This is a genomic window from Brevundimonas sp., assembly GCF_018608325.1.
GTDB lineage: Bacteria > Pseudomonadota > Alphaproteobacteria > Caulobacterales > Caulobacteraceae > Brevundimonas.
On sequence record NZ_JABAZW010000013.1, the window covers coordinates 58,699 to 78,857 of the forward strand.

Annotated in this window: 20 protein-coding genes; 11 read left to right on the forward strand and 9 right to left on the reverse strand. The window is 64.7% G+C overall.

Going from position 1 to position 20,159, the window contains the following annotated elements; all coding sequences use genetic code 11:
* Positions 1-49: 49 nt before the first annotated feature.
* Together QZ281_RS01805 and QZ281_RS01810 are read right to left on the reverse strand one after the other, a co-directional pair.
* Entirely contained in the window at positions 50-1,213 is a 1,164-nt protein-coding gene (locus QZ281_RS01805; protein WP_292224003.1) for a cystathionine gamma-synthase, read from the reverse strand.
* Positions 1,214-1,217: 4 nt separating this feature from the next.
* Positions 1,218-2,618: a cystathionine beta-synthase gene (locus QZ281_RS01810; protein WP_292224005.1), complete on the reverse strand. Its 1,401-nt coding sequence runs from the start codon at positions 2,616-2,618 to the stop codon at positions 1,218-1,220.
* Between the two features lie 105 nt (positions 2,619-2,723).
* On the opposite strand from QZ281_RS01810, the gene rnr reads away from it, so the two are divergent.
* The 4 genes from rnr to QZ281_RS01830 are packed head-to-tail and all read left to right on the forward strand — an operon-like array spanning position 2,724 to position 6,136.
* Positions 2,724-5,033, forward strand: coding sequence for a ribonuclease R (gene rnr, locus QZ281_RS01815; protein WP_292224008.1), 2,310 nt, complete (start codon positions 2,724-2,726; stop codon positions 5,031-5,033).
* Entirely contained in the window at positions 5,030-5,308 is a 279-nt protein-coding gene (locus tag QZ281_RS01820; RefSeq protein WP_292224011.1) for a hypothetical protein, read from the forward strand. Before rnr ends, QZ281_RS01820 begins: the two co-directional genes overlap by 4 nt.
* Before the next feature lie 5 nt (positions 5,309-5,313).
* A complete protein-coding gene (locus QZ281_RS01825) occupies positions 5,314-5,718 on the forward strand; it encodes a hypothetical protein (RefSeq protein WP_292224014.1) in 405 nt (134 codons plus the stop codon).
* A gap of 4 nt (positions 5,719-5,722) precedes the next feature.
* Positions 5,723-6,136 carry a DUF5990 family protein gene (locus QZ281_RS01830; protein ID WP_292224016.1) on the forward strand — a complete coding sequence of 138 codons (414 nt, stop codon included), beginning with the start codon at positions 5,723-5,725 and terminating at the stop codon, positions 6,134-6,136.
* Position 6,137: 1 nt separating this feature from the next.
* On the opposite strand, the gene QZ281_RS01835 is transcribed toward QZ281_RS01830, so the two are convergent.
* On the reverse strand, positions 6,138-6,704 hold the full coding sequence (locus QZ281_RS01835; RefSeq protein ID WP_292224017.1) for a hypothetical protein: 567 nt from the start codon (positions 6,702-6,704) through the stop codon (positions 6,138-6,140).
* A 125-nt stretch (positions 6,705-6,829) separates the two neighbouring features.
* Between QZ281_RS01835 and rpmG the strand changes: the two genes are divergently transcribed.
* Entirely contained in the window at positions 6,830-6,997 is a 168-nt protein-coding gene (gene rpmG, locus QZ281_RS01840) for a 50S ribosomal protein L33 (protein ID WP_008262536.1), read from the forward strand.
* Positions 6,998-7,095: 98 nt separating this feature from the next.
* Here rpmG and QZ281_RS01845 read toward each other — a convergent pair whose 3' ends face one another.
* On the reverse strand, positions 7,096-8,457 hold the full coding sequence (locus QZ281_RS01845) for a PleD family two-component system response regulator (protein ID WP_292224020.1): 1,362 nt from the start codon (positions 8,455-8,457) through the stop codon (positions 7,096-7,098).
* Positions 8,454-8,819: a response regulator gene (locus QZ281_RS01850; RefSeq protein ID WP_201097901.1), complete on the reverse strand. Its 366-nt coding sequence runs from the start codon at positions 8,817-8,819 to the stop codon at positions 8,454-8,456. Before QZ281_RS01850 ends, QZ281_RS01845 begins: the two co-directional genes overlap by 4 nt.
* 105 nt (positions 8,820-8,924) lie before the next feature.
* Here QZ281_RS01850 and QZ281_RS01855 point away from each other — a divergent pair, with 105 nt between their 5' ends.
* From QZ281_RS01855 to QZ281_RS01865, 3 genes are read left to right on the forward strand one after another with little or no spacing between them, the layout of a single operon-like run.
* A complete protein-coding gene (locus tag QZ281_RS01855) occupies positions 8,925-10,193 on the forward strand; it encodes a DNA polymerase IV (protein WP_292224023.1) in 1,269 nt (422 codons plus the stop codon).
* Positions 10,194-10,201: 8 nt separating this feature from the next.
* Positions 10,202-11,497, forward strand: coding sequence for a nicotinate phosphoribosyltransferase (locus tag QZ281_RS01860; protein ID WP_292224026.1), 1,296 nt, complete (start codon positions 10,202-10,204; stop codon positions 11,495-11,497).
* A 36-nt stretch (positions 11,498-11,533) separates the two neighbouring features.
* Positions 11,534-12,274 carry a polysaccharide deacetylase family protein gene (locus QZ281_RS01865; RefSeq protein WP_292224029.1) on the forward strand — a complete coding sequence of 247 codons (741 nt, stop codon included), beginning with the start codon at positions 11,534-11,536 and terminating at the stop codon, positions 12,272-12,274.
* A gap of 140 nt (positions 12,275-12,414) precedes the next feature.
* On the opposite strand, the gene QZ281_RS01870 is transcribed toward QZ281_RS01865, so the two are convergent.
* The gene (locus tag QZ281_RS01870; RefSeq protein ID WP_292224032.1) at positions 12,415-13,314 is read right to left on the reverse strand and encodes a hypothetical protein; all 900 of its coding nucleotides are present in this window, start codon (positions 13,312-13,314) and stop codon (positions 12,415-12,417) included.
* A 103-nt stretch (positions 13,315-13,417) separates the two neighbouring features.
* Here QZ281_RS01870 and QZ281_RS01875 point away from each other — a divergent pair, with 103 nt between their 5' ends.
* Together QZ281_RS01875 and QZ281_RS01880 are read left to right on the forward strand one after the other, a co-directional pair.
* On the forward strand, positions 13,418-13,876 hold the full coding sequence (locus QZ281_RS01875) for a RidA family protein (protein WP_201097911.1): 459 nt from the start codon (positions 13,418-13,420) through the stop codon (positions 13,874-13,876).
* Positions 13,873-15,018 (forward strand): GNAT family N-acetyltransferase, encoded by a 1,146-nt coding sequence (locus tag QZ281_RS01880; RefSeq protein ID WP_292224059.1) that lies wholly within the window; start codon positions 13,873-13,875, stop codon positions 15,016-15,018. Before QZ281_RS01875 ends, QZ281_RS01880 begins: the two co-directional genes overlap by 4 nt.
* A 156-nt stretch (positions 15,019-15,174) precedes the next feature.
* Here the strand turns inward: QZ281_RS01880 and QZ281_RS01885 are convergent, their stop codons facing one another.
* The 3 genes from QZ281_RS01885 to clpS form a co-directional block, all read right to left on the reverse strand.
* Positions 15,175-16,860 (reverse strand): class I SAM-dependent methyltransferase, encoded by a 1,686-nt coding sequence (locus tag QZ281_RS01885; RefSeq protein WP_292224038.1) that lies wholly within the window; start codon positions 16,858-16,860, stop codon positions 15,175-15,177.
* A 90-nt stretch (positions 16,861-16,950) separates the two neighbouring features.
* Positions 16,951-19,257 carry an ATP-dependent Clp protease ATP-binding subunit ClpA gene (gene clpA, locus QZ281_RS01890; protein WP_292224041.1) on the reverse strand — a complete coding sequence of 769 codons (2,307 nt, stop codon included), beginning with the start codon at positions 19,255-19,257 and terminating at the stop codon, positions 16,951-16,953.
* A 13-nt stretch (positions 19,258-19,270) separates the two neighbouring features.
* Positions 19,271-19,600, reverse strand: a complete 330-nt coding sequence (clpS, locus tag QZ281_RS01895) for an ATP-dependent Clp protease adapter ClpS (RefSeq protein ID WP_201097917.1) — start codon at positions 19,598-19,600, stop codon at positions 19,271-19,273.
* A gap of 175 nt (positions 19,601-19,775) precedes the next feature.
* Between clpS and QZ281_RS01900 the strand changes: the two genes are divergently transcribed.
* Positions 19,776-20,159 (forward strand): DUF4440 domain-containing protein (locus tag QZ281_RS01900; protein ID WP_292224044.1); only part of this gene is annotated, 384 nt, incomplete at its 3' end.

Consider the following 20,159-nt stretch of genomic DNA (forward strand, 5'->3'; position numbering starts at 1 on the left):
TCAGACCGTCATCCCGTCGTCGTGGCAAGGATGACGGTCTGAAACCCCATCAGGCCAGCGCCTGATCCAGATCGGCGATCAGGTCCTCGACATTCTCCACTCCAACCGACAGGCGGATCAGATTATCCGTCACGCCGCCTGCTTCGCGGACTTCTTTCGGGACCGAGGCGTGGGTCATGATCGCCGGGTGGTTCACCAGGCTTTCGACGCCGCCCAGCGACTCCGCCAGCGTAAAGACCTGCACCCGCTCCAGAACGCGCTTGGTGCGCTCCAGATCGCCGTCCAGGATCACCGTCACCATGCCGCCGAACCCGCCGCTCATCTGGCGCGCGGCCAGCTCGTGCTGCGGGTGGGCGATCAGGCCGGGATAGATGACCTTGGCGATGCCTGAGCGCGTCTCCAGCCAGCGGGCGATGGTCAGCGCGTTCTCGCAGTGCGCCTTCATCCGCAGCGCCAGCGTCTTCAGGCCGCGATTGGCCAGGAAGGCGTCGAACGGCCCCATGATCCCGCCGACCGAGTTCTGCAGGAACTTGATCCGCGTCGCCAGATCGGCGTCACCCGTCACCAGCACGCCGCCGATGATGTCCGAATGGCCGTTCAGATATTTGGTCGCGGAGTGCATGACGATGTCCGCGCCCAGTCCCAGCGGCTGCTGGCAGAAGGGGGTGGCGAAGGTGTTATCCACCACCAGCAGCAGGCCATGTGCCTTGGCCACCTTGGACAGGGCGGCGATGTCGGCCAGCTTCATCAGCGGATTGGTCGGCGTCTCGACCCACAGCATCTTCGTCTTGGGCGTGATCGCCGCCTCGACCGCGGCGATGTCGCTCAGGTCCACATAGGCGAAGTCCAGCCCCATGGTGCGCCGACGCACCCGCTCGAACAGGCGCCACGATCCGCCGTACAGATCATCACCCGTCACGATGTGATCGCCCGCGTCCAGCAGCTCCAGCGCCGTCGAGGTCGCCGCCATGCCCGAGCCGAAACCGAACCCGTGCGTGCCGCCTTCCAGATCAGCGATACAGGCCTCGAACGCCTCACGCGTCGGGTTCTTGCCTCGCGCATATTCGTACCCCTTGTTCACACCCGGACTTTCCTGGGCATAGGTCGAGGTGGCGTAGATCGGCGTCATCACGGCGCCCGTGGTCGGGTCGGGATGCTGACCGGCGTGGATGGCGCGGGTCGAGAAACCCTGGCTGTTTTTCTTGTCAGACATGAGCTTAGCGATTCAGGCTGAGGTGGTTGATCAGGTCGGTGCGGGTGATCAGGCCGACGAACTTCTCGCCGTCCAGCACGATGGCCACCCGGTCGCGGTCGAAGACGGGGATCAGGGCGTCCAGAGACTCATTCACCTGAACCGTATCCAGATCGCGCGTCATGGCCGACGACACCGGCTTGGCGAAGCGTTCATTACGCGTGATCTCGTCGGTGTTCATCACCTGGATCAGGTCGCTTTCGTCCAGAATGCCGACCAGACGGCCATCGTCGATGATCGGCAGTTGCGACACGTCGGCGCCCTTCATCCGCTTGAAGGCGGTGTCCAGGGTGTCGTCCGGCCCGGCGACGACCACATCGCCCTTTTCGTATTTGCGGTTGATCAGGTCCGACAGGTCGCCATGCAACTGGCGCTCGCCCAGACCCTGATCGGCCAGCCAGGCGTCGTTATAGACCTTGGACAGATATTTGGCGCCGGTGTCGCAGACGAAGGTGACGCAGGTCTTGGCCTCGGTCTGCTCGCGGCACCAGCGCAGGGCGGCGGCGATCAGGGTGCCGGACGACGAGCCCGCCAGAATCCCTTCCTTCAGCAGCAGATCGCGCGCCGTGCTGATCGCCTCGGCGTCAGAGATCGAATAGGCCTTGTCGATCAGGCTCATGTCCGCCGTATCAGGCACGAAATTCTGACCGATGCCCTCGACGGTGTAGCTGCCTTCCGGCCCCGGCACGCCCTCGTTGACGATGCCCGCCAGCGTCGAACCGACCGGATCGGCCAGAATGATCTCGGCCTTGGAGCCAACGCTCTTCAGATAGCGCGCCGTGCCGGTGATCGTCCCGCCCGAGCCGATCCCTGCGACCAAGGCGTCGATATCGCCGCCGGTCTGGCTCCAGATTTCCGGCCCCGTGGTCTTCACATGGGCTTCGGCATTGGCGTCATTGGCGAACTGGTTGACGTAGAAGCCGCCCGGAATGCCCTGCGCCAGACGCTCGGCCATGTCAGTGTAATATTCAGGATGCCCGTGCGGAACGTCCGAGCGCGTCAGGCGTACATCGGCGCCCATGGCCCGCAGATGCTGGATCTTTTCCTTGGACATCTTGTCAGGAATGACCAGAAGCACCTTATATCCCCGCGCCCGGCCGACCAGTGTCAGCGCCAGGCCCGTATTGCCGGCCGTCGCCTCGACGATGGTGCCGCCCTCTTTCAGGAAGCCTTCCTTCTCCGCCGCATCCAACATCTCGACCGCAATCCGGTCCTTGATCGATCCGCCGGGGTTCTGGGATTCCAGCTTGAGCAGCAGCCGGCATTTCCCGGTGTCGATCTTCGTCACCTCCACCATCGGCGTCTTGCCGATCAGATCCAGCGGCGACTTCACAGGCGCGCTCAGGGCGGGTGCAGAGAGGGACATCAACGACTCCATTCGGGGTTCAGCGGAAGCTGAAGCTCCGCAATCACTCGGTCAACTCATGCAAGATTTGACCCAAGGGCGCGGTTCCGCGCTACGAAAGACATAATGAGCAATTCACCCAAGAGGCCGCCTGCCGGTCTCCCCGACAAAGACACCCTCCTCGCCTTCCTGCGCGAGGCCGGATCGGCCGAGAAGACCGACATCGCACGCCACTTCGGGCTGAAGGGCGGTGACCGCCGGGCCCTGCGCGAAATGATCCGCGAGCTGGAAGCCGAAGGAAAACTGGGCAAACGCGGCCGCAAGGGCTTTTCCGAAGCCGGCGCCCTGCCCCCCGTCGGCGTCGCCGATGTGATCGAGCGCGACGCCGACGGCGAAATGTACGTCCGTCTGGTCGAGGCCAGCCCCGACGCGCCGCACGCGCTGCTGATCCCCGACAAGACCAAGGCCGCCCCCGGCATGGGCGACCGGCTGCTGGTCAAGTTCCAGCGCGGCGCCGAGGGCTGGGAAGCCCGCCTGATCAAGAAACTGGATATCGGCACGAACCGTGTTCTGGGCGTGATCCGCAAATCGGCGCGCGAGACGCGGGTCGAGCCGGTCGACCGCCGCTCCAAGGACGTGCTGCTGGTGCCTCAGGCCCAGTCCGGCGACCTGCGCGACGGCGATCTGGTCCTGGCCGCCATCGAAAAGGGCGAGCATCGCTATGGCCCCAAACGCGGCAAAATCCTTGAGAACATCGGTAAGGAGGACGATCCCCGCGCCGCCTCCCTGATCGCCATCTACGCCCACAGCATCCCGACCGGCTTCTCCGAGGCCGTCGAGCGCGAGGCCGAGGATCAGGAACTGCCGACGCTGAAGGGCCGCGAAGACCTGCGCGACGTTCCCTTTATCACCATCGACCCTGCCGACGCGCGCGACCACGACGACGCCGTCTATGCCGTGCGCGACGAAGACCCCAAGAATGAAGGCGGCTGGATCGTCTGGGTCGCCATCGCCGATGTCGCCGCCTACGTCCGTCCCGGCTCCCAACTGGACCGCGAGGCCCGCGAAAAGGGCAACTCGACCTACTTCCCCGACCGCGTCGAGCCGATGCTGCCGGAACTGCTGTCGAACGGCCTGTGCAGCTTGAAGGAAGGCGAGAACCGCGCCTGCATGGCCGTGCGCATGGTCTTCGACAAGGATGGCCGCAAGACGGGCCACAAGTTCGTGCGCGGCCTGATGCGCTCGCACGCCAAGCTTAGCTATGAACAGGCTCAGGCCGCCATCGACGGCCAGACTGACGACGCCACCGGCCCGATCATGGAGGCCATCCTCTATCCGCTGTGGAACGCCTATCACGCCATGCTGAAGGGCCGCCTGAAGCGCAGCCCCCTGCAGATCGAATCCGCCGAGCGCCACATCCGAATGGCGCCGGATGGCGGTATCGCCTCCATCGAGAAGCGCACCTCGCTTGAGGCGCACCGGCTGATCGAGGAGATGATGATCCAGGCCAACGTCTGCGCCGCCGAGACGCTGGAGCAGAAGAAGACGCCGCTGATCTACCGCATCCACGACGCGCCCAGTCAGGAGAAGATCTTCAATCTGGCCGACTTCCTGCACACCATCGGCAAGCCGTGGAACAAGGGCGAGCCGGGCACGACCAAGCGGTTCAACAAGCTGCTGGACGAGACGCGCGACACCGAACACGCCGATGTGGTCAACGAGGTCGTCCTGCGCACCCAGATGCAGGCTATCTATTCGCCTGAGAACGTGGGCCACTTCGGTCTGAACCTTGACCGCTACGCCCACTTCACCTCGCCGATCCGGCGCTATTCCGACCTGATCGTGCACCGGGGCCTGATCCGCGCATTGAATCTCGGCAAGGACGGTCTGACCGACCGCGAGATCGCCGAACTGCCCGCCATCGCCGAACAGGTCACCTCGACCGAGCGGCGCTCCATGGCCGCTGAACGCGACGCGATGGACCGCTATATCGCCGCCTTCCTTGAGGAGCATATCGGCGCGACCTTCGCTGGACGCATTACCGGCGTGACTCGTTTTGGCCTGTTCATCCGTCTGGAGGACACGGGCGCGGATGGTCTGGTCCCCGTCTCGACCCTGGGCAGCGAGTATTTCACCCATGACGACCGGGCCCACGCCCTGGTCGGCGAACGCACCGGCAAGCGGTTCACCCTGGGCCGGATGGTCGAGGTCAAGCTGCGCGAGGCTACGCCCGTCACCGGCGGTCTGGTCTTTGAAATGCTCAGCGAGCCGGAGCCCCGCGATCCCAACGCCCCGGCCCCGCGCTATGGCATCCGTGGACGCGGCGGCGACGGCCCGCCCATGCGGGGCAAGAACCGGCCCGGCGGCCCCAAGCCTCCAAAGGGCGGTCGTCCCTCTGGCGGCCTGAAGGGCGTGCGAAAGGGCAAGCGGAAGTGAACCAGCCCTTCGATGCCGCACAGGATCTGGCCGACGCCCCGCGCGTCGGCGGCGCCCAGCGGCCGAAGGATGCCGCCACCCTGATCCTGACGCGCGGCGGATCGAAACCCGAAGTCCTGATGGGCCGCCGCGCGCCCGGCCATGTCTTCATGGCGTCGAAATGGGTCTTTCCGGGCGGGCGCATAGACAGGGCGGACTTCACCGCCGCCTCGGCTGGCGACCTGTCCTCCGATGCAGCGCGTCGGCTGACGGCCGCGCCCGCGCCCTGGCCCTGACGGCGGTGCGCGAGACGTTCGAAGAAACCGGCCTGATCCTGGGTCGCCCCGCCCCGCCAGCCAGTGTCGCCGGGCCGTGGCGGGAATACCGACAGACGGGCGCCCTGCCCGACCTGTCCGTCCTGTCCTACATCGCCCGCGCCATCACCCCGCCGGGGCGCACGCGCCGCTTTGACGCCCGTTTCTTCATGGCCCCGGCCGAGGCCCTGCTGACGCCCGAACCGACCTCAGGCTCTGGTGAACTGGACGAGATCGCCTGGCTGCCTCTGGACGAGGCCCGCGCCCTGGACCTGCCCGCCATCACCCGTTTCGTGCTGGGGGAGTTGGCCGAACGGCTGGAGCACCCCGACCGCCCCCTGCCCTTCGTTCGCATGGTGCGCGGCCAGCATGTGGTGGAACACAGGGACTAAGGACATGGCGGGCCAGACCATCACCCTTCGGCTGACGATCCACGCCCCGGTCCCCCGCGTCGCCTACAGCCTGCAGGACAAGGCCAACGCCCCCGTCGAGGCCCGCATCGCCAGCGACAGCCCGCTCAGTTTCGACGTGCCGGTCACCCTGACCGACGACACCCGCTTCACCGGCCCCTTCGTGCGGCGCGAAGGCCCCACACGCCGCTTCGTCTATATCTGCATCGGCGCATCGGCTGGCCAGCACGGCAGCGAATGGAGCCGCCGCGCCAAGATCGACATTCACGACATCCCCGCCGCCCTGCTGGCTCAGGCGCGTGATGGCAAGGCGTTGGAGGTCATCCTGCCCGGGCGCGGCAAGGATGGGACGCCCGCCTGTGCGACGGTGCGTCCGCTCCAGCCCTGGCGCGTCGTCTGACCTACTGGGCGACCGGCTTGGTCAGGTCGAACTCGACCCGGAAATGCCGGTTGGGACGCCGCAGTTCATAGGCGAAGGTCTCATGTGGATGGACCTCAAGCGCCCAGACGTTGGTGGTCGAAGCCGCTGCGTTGTTGGCGTTGAACAGGGCGATGGATTCGGCGTCCACCGGGAACTCCTGCCGCTCCGCCGTGCCTTCGTTGACCGTATCGCCGCCGTACCAGTGCAGCACGTCGGTCGTGCCGTCCTCATGCCGGTGATCGTGCTTCAGGCGCAGACCGATATCACGCCTGGTCACAACCCAGGTCCGCGAACGGTCGTCGCCCACGGCGAAGGGAATGCGAATCTCTCCGTCCGAGCAGTCACGGACATGCATCAACAGTCGCTTATTGGCGAAATCAGCGTCTGCCGGATCAGTCGTGACAACCCGCCCCTCGAATCGTTGGCCGCACAGGGCGGTCAGGTTGGCGAAGAAGGCGTCCTGCGGATTCGGGGATTCAGCCCCGCCAGCACAGGATGAAAGGGAGAAACCCAGGGCCGTCGCGGCCAGCGCGTATGCTAATTTCATGCTCCGACCCTATATGTGCGAAATCCCCTATCAACGTGGCATCACGCCCGTTGACTTTAGGCCGTGCCTGAGTATGTTCCGCGCCTCTTATTTTAAGCGGCTGTCGCCGTCGTAGAGGTATTCCGATGGCCAAACCGGCTTCCATCAAAATCCGTCTGAACTCCACAGCTGACACCGGCTTCTTCTATGTCACCAAGAAGAACGCCCGCACCATGACCGAAAAAATGGTCGTCAAGAAGTACGACCCGGTCGTGCGCAAGCACGTCGACTTCAAGGAAGGCAAGATCAAGTAAGCACTTGATCTGCTAGAAAATATAACGCCCGGCTGATCACTCAGCCGGGCGTTTTTCTTTGTCCGAAATGCGCTGTCGTCGGGGCCGCCGAAGGGACTTCAGGCGGCCTTGGCGATGACAATGTTCCGCCCTCTGGCCTTGGCCTCGTACACGCCTTCGTCAGCGCGTTTCAGCAGCAGTTCCGGCGTATCGTCCGCCCCGCCGGTCGCCGCCACGCCGATGGATATGGTGATGGTCAGCATTTCCTTGCCGCCCATGATGCGGAACGGCTGAGAGGCCACATCCCGGCGAATCCGCTCGGCGACGCGCTCTGCGTCCTCCAACGCCGCGCCCGGCATGACGACAACGAACTCCTCGCCGCCCAGACGGCACGGCAGGTCCACGGCCCGCACATTGGTCGCCAGACGCACGGCGAACTCGATCAGAACCTCATCGCCTGCATCATGGCCAAACCCATCGTTCACCAGCTTGAAGTGATCGATGTCCAGCACCAGCAGGGCGACAGAACTGCCCCCGTGTCTGGCCCGGTTCACCAGGGCGTCCAGTTGGCCGGACATGTATCGACGATTATGCAGCCCGGTCAGGGCGTCCGTCACCGCCAGCTCAAGGCTGGAATCCAGCTTGTCGCGCAGGAAGTCGGTGTAACGCTTGCGACGGATCTGGGTGCGCGCGCGCGCCGACAACTCGTCCGGGTCGATGGGCCGGTTGACCACGTCCGCGGCGCCCAGCTCCAGCGCCTTGACCATGCGCGCCCGATCCATCGGATCGACCACCGCCAGCACCGGCGCCCGACGCGCATCGCCCGACTTGGACAAGGCCAGCACGCGCAGGCCGTCAAAAGTGTCCGCCGCCACATTGACGATGACAAGGTCCAGCGGACCACGCGCGGCTGTGATCGCCGCCTCGGCGTTCGCCTCGATGGTCACGCGGTGTTCGACGCCCAGTTGGTCGGCGATCTTCTGGGCCTGCGCCGCATTGTCGTCGACGATCAGAACCCGACCGCCCTCGGCCCGCAGCCGCCTGTCGCTGTCTGTGCTGACGCCGATGCGGCGGCTGTTTTCCTCACGCTCGCGCAGTTCGTCCATCACCTGTTTCAGACGGCTCAGCGAGCGCACACGCGCGAACAGGATCACATCGTCCAGCGGCTTGGTGATGAAGTCGTCTGCCCCCGCCTCCAGCCCGCGAATCTTGTCTTCACGACCGTCCAGGGCTGTGACCAGCACCACCGGAATATGCCGCGTCTCGGCCTGAGCCTTCAAACGGCGACAGGTTTCAAACCCGTCCATGCCCGGCATCATGACGTCCAGCAGGATCAGATCCGGCTGGGTTTCGGCCGCCAGCGTCAGCGCCGTCAGACCGTCGTGGCAGGATACGACCTCGAAATACTCGATGGTCAGCTTGGCTTCCAGCAGACGCACGTTGGCCTCAACGTCGTCCACGACCATGACCCGCGCGCTCATCCCAGGTGCTGCCGGACTGTTTCGAGGAAATGCATCACCGATATGGGCTTGGAGATATAGGCCTCGCAGCCGCCCTGGCGGATGCGTTCCTCATCACCCTTCATGGCGAAGGCGGTCACGGCGATGACCGGGATGTGGTGCAATTCCTCGTCATCCTTCAGCCACTTGGTGACCTCCAGACCAGAGATTTCAGGCAGCTGAATATCCATCAGGATCAGATCGGGAAGGTGCGCGCGCGCCAGCGCCAGGGCCTGCAGTCCCTCACGGGTCTGCAGGGTTTCATACCCCTGAGAATCGAGCAGATCATGAAAAAGCTTCATGTTCAGCTCGTTATCCTCGACGATGAGGACTTTCTTGGACATCATCACCTGACCTGCGCTCCCCCATACGCGGGACGCTTCGTTGGATGCGATAGTGGGCAAGCAGTCTTAAGTTGGGATGAAGCCAACCTTACGGAGACCTTAAGCGTGGCCATAAAGGCCATCTGTCGCGACTGCCTGTGGACCGGCGAAGACCCCGCCGGACCGCCTGATCGCCGCTGCCCGTCATGTGGGTCGCGCCGGATCGTCGCGGACCCCGAACTGGATCAGTTGTCCATCGCCCACATGGACTGCGACGCCTTCTACGCCTCGGTGGAGAAGCGCGACCGGCCCGAACTGCGCGACAAGCCGGTCATCATCGGCGGGGGCAAGCGCGGCGTCGTCTCCACCGCCTGCTACGTCGCGCGCCAGTACGGCGTCGGCTCGGCCATGCCGATGTTCAAGGCGTTGAAGGCCTGTCCTGAGGCCGTGGTCATCAAGCCGAACTTCACCAAATACGTCTTTGAATCCGAACGCATCCTTGGCGCTCTGGGCAGGCTGACGCCCTTGATCCAGCCCCTGTCGCTGGACGAGGCCTGGGTCGACCTGTCCGGCACCGAGCGGCTGAACGGCGGCCCGCCCGCCTTTCAGCTGATCCGTTTTCAGAAACAGATCGAGGACGAAACCGGTCTGACCGTCTCCATCGGCCTGGCCCCCAACCGCTTCCTGGCGAAGATGGCGTCAGAGATGGACAAGCCGCGCGGTTTCTCGGTCGTCGGCAAGGTCAACGCCCAGACCCTGCTGGCTCCGAAACCCGTCACAGCCCTGCCCGGCGTCGGGCCGGTCTTCGGCAAGGCGCTGCGCAGCGACGGCTACGCCACCATCGGCGATCTGGCGCGGGCCGATGTGCGCGATCTGGTCAAACGGTACGGTGAATCCGGCCTGCGCCTGCACGACCTTTCCCACGCCCGCGACGCCCGCGCCGTAAACCCGACCCATGACCGCAAAGGCATGAGCGCCGAAACCACCTTCAACGAAGACCTGATCGCAGCCGAGGCGCTGGACGCCGAGCTATGGCCCCTGTGCGAAAAACTGGCGTCCAAGGCGCGGCGCGACGGTGTGGCCAGCCGCGTGGTGGTGTTGAAATTGCGCCGCACGGATTTCAAGATCATCACCCGCCGCATCACCCTTCCCGACCCTGTCCAGACCGCCCGCGTCCTGTTCGCCGCCGGACGCGACCTGCTGAAGCCGGAACTGGGCCAGCCCTACCGGCTGATCGGCATCGGCATGGCCGACATCCAGGACGCCGACGACGCCCCCACCGGCCTGTTCCAGACCACCGAAACCCGCGCCCTGAAGACCGAACGCGCCATCGACAAGCTGCGCGAGAAGTTCGGCAACAACGCCGTAGTGGCGGGCCGCGCGCTGAAGTCATAGGAAGCATCATGGACCTCGCAAAACGCGCCTATGACCACGGCTTCCGCCTGGACCCGATTGTTCGCAGTCTGCTGGACACGGACTTCTACAAGCTGCTGATGCTGCAGATGATCTGGCGCGAGCATCGCGACGTGCCGGTCACCTTCCAGGTCATCAATCGCACCAAACGCGTGCGTCTGGCCGAGGAAATCGACATCGGCGTGCTGCGCGATCATCTGGATCACGCCCGCACCCTGCGCTTCACCAACAAGGAGTTGGTCTGGCTGGCGGGCAACAGCTTCTATGGCGTGAAGCAGATCTTCTCGCCCGACTTCATCGCCTGGCTGACCGACTATCAACTGCCCGAATATGACCTGTCGGTTGAGGACGGGCAGTATGTGCTGACCTTCTCTGGCGGCTGGGCCGATGTGACCCTGTGGGAGATCCCCGCGCTGGCCATTCTGAACGAACTGCGCTGCCGGGTCGGGATGCGGCGTCTGGGACGGTTCGAACTGGACATCCTGTATTCCCGCGCCAAGACCCGGCTGTGGTCCAAGGTGGAGCGGCTGCGGCTCTTGCCCGATCTGGCCCTGTCGGATTTCGGCACGCGGCGTCGCCACGGCTTCCTGTGGCAACGCTGGTGCATTCAGGCGCTGAAGGAAGGGCTGGGATCGTCCTTCATCGGCACCTCGAATGTGCTGCACGCGATGGAAAATGATCTGGAGGCCATCGGCACCAATGGCCATGAACTGCCGATGGTGCTGGCGGCTCTGGCCCCGGACGACGCCACCCTGGCCCAGACCCCCTATGCCGTGCTGGACGAATGGCGCAGGCACTATGCGGGCAATCTGCTGATCGTCCTGCCCGACGCCTTCGGCACCGAGGCGTTTCTGGAGCAGGCGCCGGAATGGGTCGCAGACTGGACCGGCTTCCGCCCCGATTCCGCGCCGCCCATCCCGGCGGGCGAGCGCCTGATCGACTGGTGGAAATCGCATGGGCGCGATCCGAAAGATAAGCTGCTGATCTTCTCGGACGGCATGGACATCGACGGCATCGAGGCGACCCACGCCCATTTCCACGGCCGCGCCCGTCTCAGCTTCGGCTGGGGCACCAATCTGACCAATGATTTCCGCGACTGTTCCCCCGCCTTCGCACCGGAACTGGAGCCGATTTCGCTGGTCTGCAAGGTGGTCGCCGCTGGCGGTCGCCCGGCCGTCAAACTGTCGGACAATCCAGAGAAGGCCGTGGGTGATCCGGCCGAGATCGAACGCTATCGCCGCGTCTTCGGCGTGCGTGGTCTGACCGCGCAACCGGTCATCGTCTGAAACCCGCCCTTAAGCTCAACCGTGCATAAGGGCGTCATGAACGCCTTTATCGACAAGATGCGCCGTCGCGCAGGCCGCTATCTCGACGTCCGCCCAATGGCCGTCCAGCCCGCTCGCGGGGTGCTCAGCCTGTCGTTCGACGACATACCCGTCAGCGCCTGGACCGAGGCCGGGCCCATCCTGGTCGAGCATGGGGTGCTGGCCACATATTATGTCTGCGGCGGTCTGGCGGGCGGTCGCAACATGGACCTGCCCCAGTTCGAGGTCGAACACCTGCAGGACCTGTACGAAGCGGGCCATGAGGTCGGCTGCCATACCTATGAGCACGTCTCGACCCTGAGGCTGTCGCCTGCTGAACTGGACGCCAGTCTGGCCCGCAACGCCGCTTGGGTGGCCGAACGTCTGGACGGTTATGAGATGCAGACCTTCGCCTATCCGTTCGGCGACTGTGCGCGAACGGCCAAGCCCGTGATCGACAGCCGGTTCCTGTGCGGACGAGGCGTGCGTGATGGCGTCAATGCAGGAAGCGCCGACCGTAATCTGCTGCAGGCCGTCGGCCTAGAGAGCCGTCGCCTGCCGGGCTATGATCTGGAGAAGTTGGTCGAGGAGACGGCGGCGTCAAAGGGCTGGCTGATCGCCTATGGCCATGACGTCAGCGACGCGCCGACGCCGTATGGCTGCCGTCCCGAGGACATCGACCGCCTGATCCGTCTGGCCAAGGCTGCTGATCTGGACATCCAGCCGGTCGCGGCGGCATGGCGGTTGGCGACCTCCTAAGTTCGTCATCCTAGGCCTTGTGCCTAGGATCCATACGCTCGGTGTCAGCCGCTCAACGGCCGTTGCCTGACACTCCGACCAATCGGTGAAGCCTCTGTCTATGGATCCTAGGCACAAGGCCTAGGATGACGGTGTTTTAGTCAAACTGCCGCCTTCCGCCGATCCGCCCAGGCGATCAGCTCTTTCCTCGGCCAGATCATAAGCCACGACCGGGCGGTGTATTCGCCGCTGTCGATCAACGCCTTGCGCGATGCCGACGCCGTGCCAGCCCGCTCGGTGTGGATCGGCGCCGGGCCCTGATGCACCATGAAGGCGCCGCCGTTCAGAGGGTTCAGGCGCAGGTGGGCCAGACGCGGGCTGATCTCGGTCAGCGGCGGATCATAGAACCAGCTGGAGCCGATCATGCCTGCCAGTTCAGGACGCGTACGACAGATTTCCGCCGCTGTGGCCCAGGCCTCGTTCCAGCCATCCTCGTTGAAACCGCGCAGCCACCGGCTTTCGGTGTGAACCTCCAGCCACGGCTCCTTCTTCGCCCCCGCCGCCAGATAGCGGAACAGTGGCTTCAGCCCCCAGCCCTGACGCACATGGGTGATGATCTGCCCTGGCCCGACCGGTGAACTCAGATCAATGACCTGGCTCTTGGCGCCCGGCACGCTGAGCGCCAGCGAGAAGCGCACGTCCTTGGACCAGTGGTCGAAATCATAATCGCCATCAGCCTTGGTCAGGAAGGCGGCCAGTTGTTCGATCCAATAGGGATATAGCGCGATCACCTCGGCAGGCAGAGCCATCGCCTGCACCCGGTCAGGCAGTTGCAGCGTCCACGCCGCCACCAGCCCCCGTCGCACGTCGTTGGACGCATCCGCCCCCAGCACCAGATCGACCGCCTTGGCGGGCAGCTCGAAATCCCAGTGCGGTGCGGCCTCCACAGCCTTTGCGGCGGCGGGCGCCAGCGCGGCGTCCACGCGGGCGCGGTCCCCAAGAGAGAGCCTGTCCAGCACGGCCTGGAAGGCGGCGACATCGGGCGTCAGGTGCATATCCATGTTCGACAACATCGCACACGACGGTTGGCGAAGCTTTAACCCGGCAAACGGGTGACGCCGCCCTTGCCGCGCGCTAAACCGCGACCAGATAAAAGGAGCCCCCATGACCGTTGAAGCCCGCATCGCCGAACTCGGCATTACTCTCCCGGAACCGGCCAAGCCGGTCGCCAGCTATGTGTCCTTCGTCCGCTCCGGCAACCAGATCACCATCTCGGGCCAGCTGTCGAATGACGCCAACGGCGGCATCAAGGGCACCGTCGGCGTTGACGTAACCCCGGAACAGGCAGCCGAGGCCGCCCGCCTGTGCGGCATCAACCTGATCGCCCAGATCAAGGCCGCCGTCGATGGCGACCTGGAGCGCGTCGTCCGCATCGTCAAACTGGGCGCCTTCGTTCAGGCCGGTCCTGATTTCGAAGCCATCCCCGCCGTCATCAACGGCTGCTCGGACCTGATGGTTCAGGTTTTCGGCGACGCGGGCAAGCACGCCCGTTCGGCCGTCGGCGTTTACAAGCTGCCGCTCGGCTTCGCCGTCGAGATCGATGCGATCGTGGAGATCCGCTGATCTTTCAGATCTCGGTTCACGACCAGATCGCCGATATAGGCCGCGAGGCCTGGGACGCGTGCGCGCGTCCCACCGGCGATCCCTTCGTCTCCTATGATTTCCTGCACGCCTGCGAGGCGTCCGGCAGCGCCGCCCCGCGTCAGGGCTGGGCCCCGCGCCATCTGGCCCTGCGTGACGAAGACAATGCCGTGCTCGGCGTCATGCCCCTCTATCTGAAGGGCAACAGCCAGGGCGAATACGTCTTCGACCACAGCTGGGCCGACGCCTATGAACGCGCGGGCGGGCGGTATTACCCCAAGCTGCTGGGCGCCGTGCCGTTCACGCCTGCGACCGGCCCCCGCTTCCTGAACTACCCCGACACCGACGCCGCCACCGTGCGGACAGCCCTGCTGCAAGGTGCGCTGACCCTGACCGAGCGGCTGGGCGTGTCGTCCCTGCACGTCAACTTTCCCATAGAGCCGGAATGGTCCGCCATGACCCAGGCCGGGTTGCTGCCGCGTCAGGACATCCAGTTCATCTGGCGCAACGACGGCTATCAGACCTTCGACGACTTCCTGAACGCCCTGTCGGCCAACCGGCGCAAGACCATCAGGCGCGAACGCCGCGACGCACAGGCTGATCTCGACATCCGCGTCCTGACCGGCGACGCCCTGACCGAGGCGCATTGGGACGCCTTCTTCGCCTTCTATATGGACACCGGCTCGCGCAAGTGGGGCCAGCCCTATCTGACGCGCGACTTCTTCACCCGCATCGGCGCGACAATGGCCGACCGGATTGCTCTGGTGATGGCGTTTCGCGACGGGACGCCCATCGCGGGTGCGCTGAACTTCATCGGAGATGAAGCCCTCTATGGCCGTCAGTGGGGAACGCTGGAGGACGTGCCCTTCCTGCATTTCGAGCTGTGCTATTATCAGGCCACCGCGTTCGCCATTTCGCGCGGCCTGTCCCGCGTCGAGGCGGGTGCACAGGGCGAGCACAAGATTGCACGCGGCTACCTGCCCTCGCCTGTCTATTCCGCCCACTTCATCGCCGATCCGGCGTTGCGTGATCCCGTCACCCGCTATCTGGACGGCGAACGCCCCGCGATTGAGGCGGAAATGGCGGCGATGACGGAAGAACTGTCGCCGTACAAGCGGAGCTAACCACCCCACAACCCGTCACCCTCGGGCTTGTCCCGAGGGCCCATCCATCATCGCACTTGGTGGAGCATTGGCATGCAATCGCCAGACCGCTCGACGTTTCCACATAGGCCCTCGGGACAAGCCCGAGGGTGACGAGATTTGGTTTATTGGAGAGGCCTAAGCAGCCTTCTGCGCCCACAGGTGATACATGCCGGCGAACAGGGTCGGATGCTGTGTCTCCAGCCGATCCCACAGGTTCATATCCAGCGGATCCGCCGCCCCGAACATCTCGCGGAACCGCCCTGTCGCTTCAGGCGGCGCCTCAAACCCGACCAGTCGCAGGCCCGCGCCCGCGACCAGTTCGGCCAGTTGCGGCGGGGTGTAGCGATGTTCCTGCACATGGAAGACCAGATCGCGACAGCCGCTCAGGCTGTAGAAATCCGCGCTCTCCCTCAACTGCGCCAAAGGCTCCCCATCCGGCAGGGCCAGCACATGCGCCCGGAACGCCCGGATGTCCGCATCCGTCGCGCACCATCCCTTTTCCGCGATCAGGTCATGCGCCATGCGCACCAGCGCCCGCGCCCGCTCGCTGTAGAGCCCCAGACGGATCACCCCGCCCGGCCGCGTAACGCCCGCCAACTGCACCAATCCGTCCGCGGGCCGCGCCATATGGTGGATCACGCCGGTCGAGGTGACGATGTCGAACCGTTCGCTCACTCCGCCCAACGCCAGAATATCCCCCTGCATGAACCGCACAGTCGCCAGGCCCAGTTCGTCCGCCACCCGCGCGCCGTGAGCCAGACTGGTGCGGCTCAGGTCCATCGCTGTGATGTTCAGAGATCGATCCATCCGGGCCAGATCAATCGGCTCGAACCCCGTGCCGCACCCCGCCACCAGAAGCCGTTCCAGCCGCCCTCCGAACGCCTGCCGATCCAGCCCCGGCAGGGCGACGACCGCATCGCTCAGCGCACGAGGCTTCGGCGCGGGCGGTGCGCTCCAGCGCGGATAGGGATTGGCCTCATACTGTTCACGCACCGCGACCGATACAGCGTCGCCGTCCTCCGGCGTCAGGCTCGGAAGAGTTTCGCGCAGCGTCCGTTCACGCGCCGGTTCATCAACCGAGCGACGGATCAACTGGGCCTGCATCGGGCCATGCTGCGCCAGTGCCGTCGCCTCAACCGCCGTCAGCAGCCGAAACATTGAAGCGATCAGGCCGACCGCCTCATTGGCCTCGGGCGGCGCCACGGCGACATATTCTGATGCGAACCCGCTCAGCCCCAGCGCACAGATCAGCGAGCGAACGCCCTCGCCTTGCGCACCGTCCGCCGCCAGCAAGGCTGCGCGCACCGTATTCAGCCGCGCCTCCATCGCCGCGCTGACATTCACGCATCGCGACAGGAAGGCCAGCCACAGCGGGTCGCCGCCCATCGCCTCCAGCGCCGCAATCGTCCCCTCAAACGCGCCCTGTTTCAGCAACAGGGTCTCCGCCGTCACCCGCGCCAGCGCCTGCGGCTCCACACTCGCCTCGGCAAAACAGGCGTTCAGATCAGCATCCAGTTGCCGATGCCAGGCGCGCGGCGACAGGTCCGCCAGCAAACCCGCCAGCGCAGGCGCAACCCTCGCCCGCAGGTCCGCATCCGCCAGCTCCATCGCCCGGCTCAGCAACTGCGTCGCCGTCGCCGCCTCGCCATGCTGCGCCAGGAACAGCCCCATGCCCGCCACCGCCGCCGGATGGTCGCGGTGCTGCGACAGACAGGCCTTATAGGCCCCAAAGGCGCCGTTCAGATCACCCGCCGCCAGCGCCCGCTCCGCTGTCGCGACCAGCGCATCAGCGGCCTGATTTCTTTGGATCGTTTCCCCCATCCGCCCACTATGCCGTCCCGTGGCACGTCGCGCATGAAAAAAGGCCCGGAAGTTTCCGTCCGGGCCTCATTTCTGTGATCAGGCTGAAACTCAGGCCGTCTCTTCTTCCTCTTCCGACTTGGCCGGAACGCCATTGGCGCTGGAGATGTCGAAGTCGATCTTGCCGTCCTTCAGCTGGACCTTGACGTGTCCGCCACGTGTCAGACGCCCGAACAGGATGTCGTCGGCCAGCGGCTTCTTGATCGCGTCCTGAATGACCCGCGCCAGAGGACGCGCGCCGTACAGTTCGTCGAAGCCGTTCTTGGCCAGCCAGTCGGCGGCTTCGTCTGTCAGTTCGATGGTGATGTTGCGGTCCGCCAGCTGGGCTTCCAGCTGCAGCACGAACTTGGTCACCACCGAGCGGATCGTCTCGGCGCCCAGCGGCTTGAAGGCCACGATGGCGTCCAGACGGTTTCTGAACTCCGGCGCGAACAGACGCTGGATGGCCTTGTCGTCCTCGCCCTCGACCTTGCCACGGCCAAAGCCGATGGAGGCGCGGGCGTTGTCGGCGGCCCCGGCGTTGGTGGTCATGATCAGGATGACGTTCCTGAAATCGACCTTCTTGCCCACCGCGTCGGTCAGCATGCCGTTGTCCATCACCTGCAGCAGGATGTTGTACACATCAGGGTGCGCCTTCTCGATTTCGTCCAGCAGCACCACCGAGTGCGGGTGCTGGTCGACGGCGTCGGTCAGAAGCCCGCCCTGATCATGGCCGACATAGCCCGGAGGCGCCCCGATCAGGCGGCTGACGGTGTGGCGCTCCATGTATTCCGACATGTCGAAGCGCTGCATCTCTATGCCCAGGGTGGAGGCAAGCTGCTTGGCCACCTCGGTTTTGCCCACGCCGGTCGGACCGCTGAACAGGAAGCTGCCGATCGGCTTGTTCGGATCACGCAGACCCGCCCGCGCCAGCTTCATGGCCGCCGACACCTGTTCGATGGCCTGTTCCTGACCAAAGACCGCGCGCTTCAGATCGGTTTCCAGTTCGCGCAGGCTTTCGGTGTCGGATTTGGACACCGACTTGGCGGGGATGCGGGCCATCTTGGCGATGACGGCCTCGACCTCCTTCTGGCCGATGACCTTTTTCCGCTTGGATTCGGTCAGCAGCATCTGGCTGGCCCCGGCTTCGTCGATCACGTCGATCGCCTTGTCCGGCAGCTTGCGGTCGGTCATGTAGCGGGCCGAAAGCTCAACCGCGGTGCGGATGGCGCTGTCGGTGTAGCGGACCTTGTGGTGCTGCTCGTAGTAGGTCTTCAGACCCTTCAGGATTTTCACCGTATCCTCGACCGTCGGCTCATTGACGTCGATCTTCTGGAAGCGACGCACCAGGGCGCGGTCCTTCTCGAAGTGCTGGCGATATTCCTTGTAGGTCGTCGAACCCATGCAGCGCAGCGTGCCGGAAGCCAGAGCAGGCTTCAGCAGATTGGACGCATCCATCGCTCCGCCCGAGGTCGCGCCAGCGCCGATCACCGTATGGATCTCGTCGATGAACAGGACCGCGTTCTCGTGGTTCTCCAACTCCTTGACCACCTGTTTCAGGCGCTCTTCGAAGTCGCCGCGATAGCGGGTGCCGGCCAGCAGCGCGCCCATGTCGAGCGAATAGATGGTGGCGTCCTTCAGGACGTCAGGCACCTCGCCGTTGACGATCTTGCGGGCCAGACCTTCGGCGATGGCGGTCTTGCCAACGCCGGGATCACCAACCAGCAGCGGGTTGTTCTTGGTCCGGCGGCACAGAATCTGGATCGAGCGGTCCACCTCGGCCTGACGACCGATCAGCGGATCGACCTTGCCCTGACGCGACTTCTCATTGAGGTCGACGCAATAGGCTTCCAGCGCCTCGCCGCCCGATTTGACGGTCGACTGATCCTCGGCCTCTTCAGGTGAAGACCCCTTGGCGGGACGGGCCTCGGCGGCGCCCGCCTTCTTGGCGATGCCGTGGGCGATGAAGTTGACCGCGTCGTAGCGCGTCATGTCCTGCTCTTGCAGGAAATAGGCGGCGTGGCTCTCGCGCTCGGAGAAGATGGCGACCAGCACATTGGCGCCGGACACTTCTTCGCGGCCCGATGACTGGACATGGATCACCGCGCGCTGAATCACGCGCTGGAAGCCTGCCGTCGGCTTGGCGTCTTCGCCATCGGCCGTAGCCAAGGCGGCCAGATCATTGTCAACATACAGGGTCAGCGCAGCCTTGAGCGCCGTCAGATCGACGTTGCAGGCGCGCATGACACCGGACGCATCCGGGTCGTCGATCAGCGAAAGCAGCAGGTGCTCAAGCGTGGCGTACTCATGCCTGCGCTCGTTGGCGTAGCCCACCGCGCGGTGCAGGGTTTCTTCGAGAGGACGGGAAAATGAAGGCATTGGGAGGCTCCTCTCAGTCCTTTTCCATCGTGCATTGCAGAGGGTGCTGGTGGCGGCGCGCAGTTTCGATGACCTGCGCGACCTTGGTCTCGGCGACCTCGTAGGTGAAGACGCCGCACACCCCCACGCCATGCTGATGCACATGCAGCATGATGCGGGTGGCCTCTTCTCGGCTCTTTTGGAAGAACCGCTCCAGCACATAGACGACGAATTCCATCGGCGAATAATCGTCGTTCAGGATCAGCACTCGATACAGCGAGGGCTTCTGAAGCTTCGGCTTTGTTTCGGTGACGGTGGCGGTTCCTTGACCGCCCCCGGTTTCACCGGGCCTTTGTATGGGCATTCGTATTCCGTAATGGGGAGTCGTCTTGGCTATCAGATAGGGAATGATGAACTGAATTGAAGCGGCGTCCAGTCACGGCTTTCGTGACGAGCCCAAGTGACCAAAGATTCACGGGAATTTCGCGCATTCCAGACGCACCAAAAGCGCCTGATCCCTTCTGCATGAGACGCTGCCGATGCTTATCGCCGCACTGTTCGCAACCGCCCTGTCCTTGAGTGGGGCGCAGACTCCGGCTGCCACTGAGGCGATCCGGATTCCCGACCAACCTGAACTGACCACGGTCATCGCCGCGCGCGACATTGCGCTGTTCACCACCATGTTCGACCTTTGCGATCCCGCAGCCCTGGCTGATCTGGTGACCGAGGATCTCGAATTCTATCACGACAGGGGCGGCCTGACCGCCACGCGCACCACCTTCGTCGAAGGCTATGCCAAGAGCTGCGAAGCGGCCAAGGCGCCCGACGCCTATCGTTCGAGACGCGAACTCACACCCGGCACGATGCGGGTCTACGCCATCCCCGGCGTCGGCGCGGTCGAGGAAGGCAGTCACGTTTTCTAT

Coding starts and splice junctions, on each gene's coding strand:
- rpmG (WP_008262536.1), top strand. CDS start 6,830: ATGGCCAAACCGGCTTCCATCAAAATCCGTCTGAACTCCACAGCTGAC.
- QZ281_RS01860 (WP_292224026.1), top strand. CDS start 10,202: ATGGACCTCGCAAAACGCGCCTATGACCACGGCTTCCGCCTGGACCCG.
- QZ281_RS01845 (WP_292224020.1), bottom strand. CDS start 8,457: ATGAGCGCGCGGGTCATGGTCGTGGACGACGTTGAGGCCAACGTGCGT.
- QZ281_RS01875 (WP_201097911.1), top strand. CDS start 13,418: ATGACCGTTGAAGCCCGCATCGCCGAACTCGGCATTACTCTCCCGGAA.
- QZ281_RS01865 (WP_292224029.1), top strand. CDS start 11,534: ATGAACGCCTTTATCGACAAGATGCGCCGTCGCGCAGGCCGCTATCTC.
- QZ281_RS01810 (WP_292224005.1), bottom strand. CDS start 2,618: ATGTCCCTCTCTGCACCCGCCCTGAGCGCGCCTGTGAAGTCGCCGCTG.
- clpS (WP_201097917.1), bottom strand. CDS start 19,600: ATGCCCATACAAAGGCCCGGTGAAACCGGGGGCGGTCAAGGAACCGCC.
- clpA (WP_292224041.1), bottom strand. CDS start 19,257: ATGCCTTCATTTTCCCGTCCTCTCGAAGAAACCCTGCACCGCGCGGTG.
- QZ281_RS01805 (WP_292224003.1), bottom strand. CDS start 1,213: ATGTCTGACAAGAAAAACAGCCAGGGTTTCTCGACCCGCGCCATCCAC.
- rnr (WP_292224008.1), top strand. CDS start 2,724: ATGAGCAATTCACCCAAGAGGCCGCCTGCCGGTCTCCCCGACAAAGAC.
- QZ281_RS01830 (WP_292224016.1), top strand. CDS start 5,723: ATGGCGGGCCAGACCATCACCCTTCGGCTGACGATCCACGCCCCGGTC.
- QZ281_RS01885 (WP_292224038.1), bottom strand. CDS start 16,860: ATGGGGGAAACGATCCAAAGAAATCAGGCCGCTGATGCGCTGGTCGCG.
- QZ281_RS01870 (WP_292224032.1), bottom strand. CDS start 13,314: ATGGATATGCACCTGACGCCCGATGTCGCCGCCTTCCAGGCCGTGCTG.
- QZ281_RS01835 (WP_292224017.1), bottom strand. CDS start 6,704: ATGAAATTAGCATACGCGCTGGCCGCGACGGCCCTGGGTTTCTCCCTT.
- QZ281_RS01850 (WP_201097901.1), bottom strand. CDS start 8,819: ATGTCCAAGAAAGTCCTCATCGTCGAGGATAACGAGCTGAACATGAAG.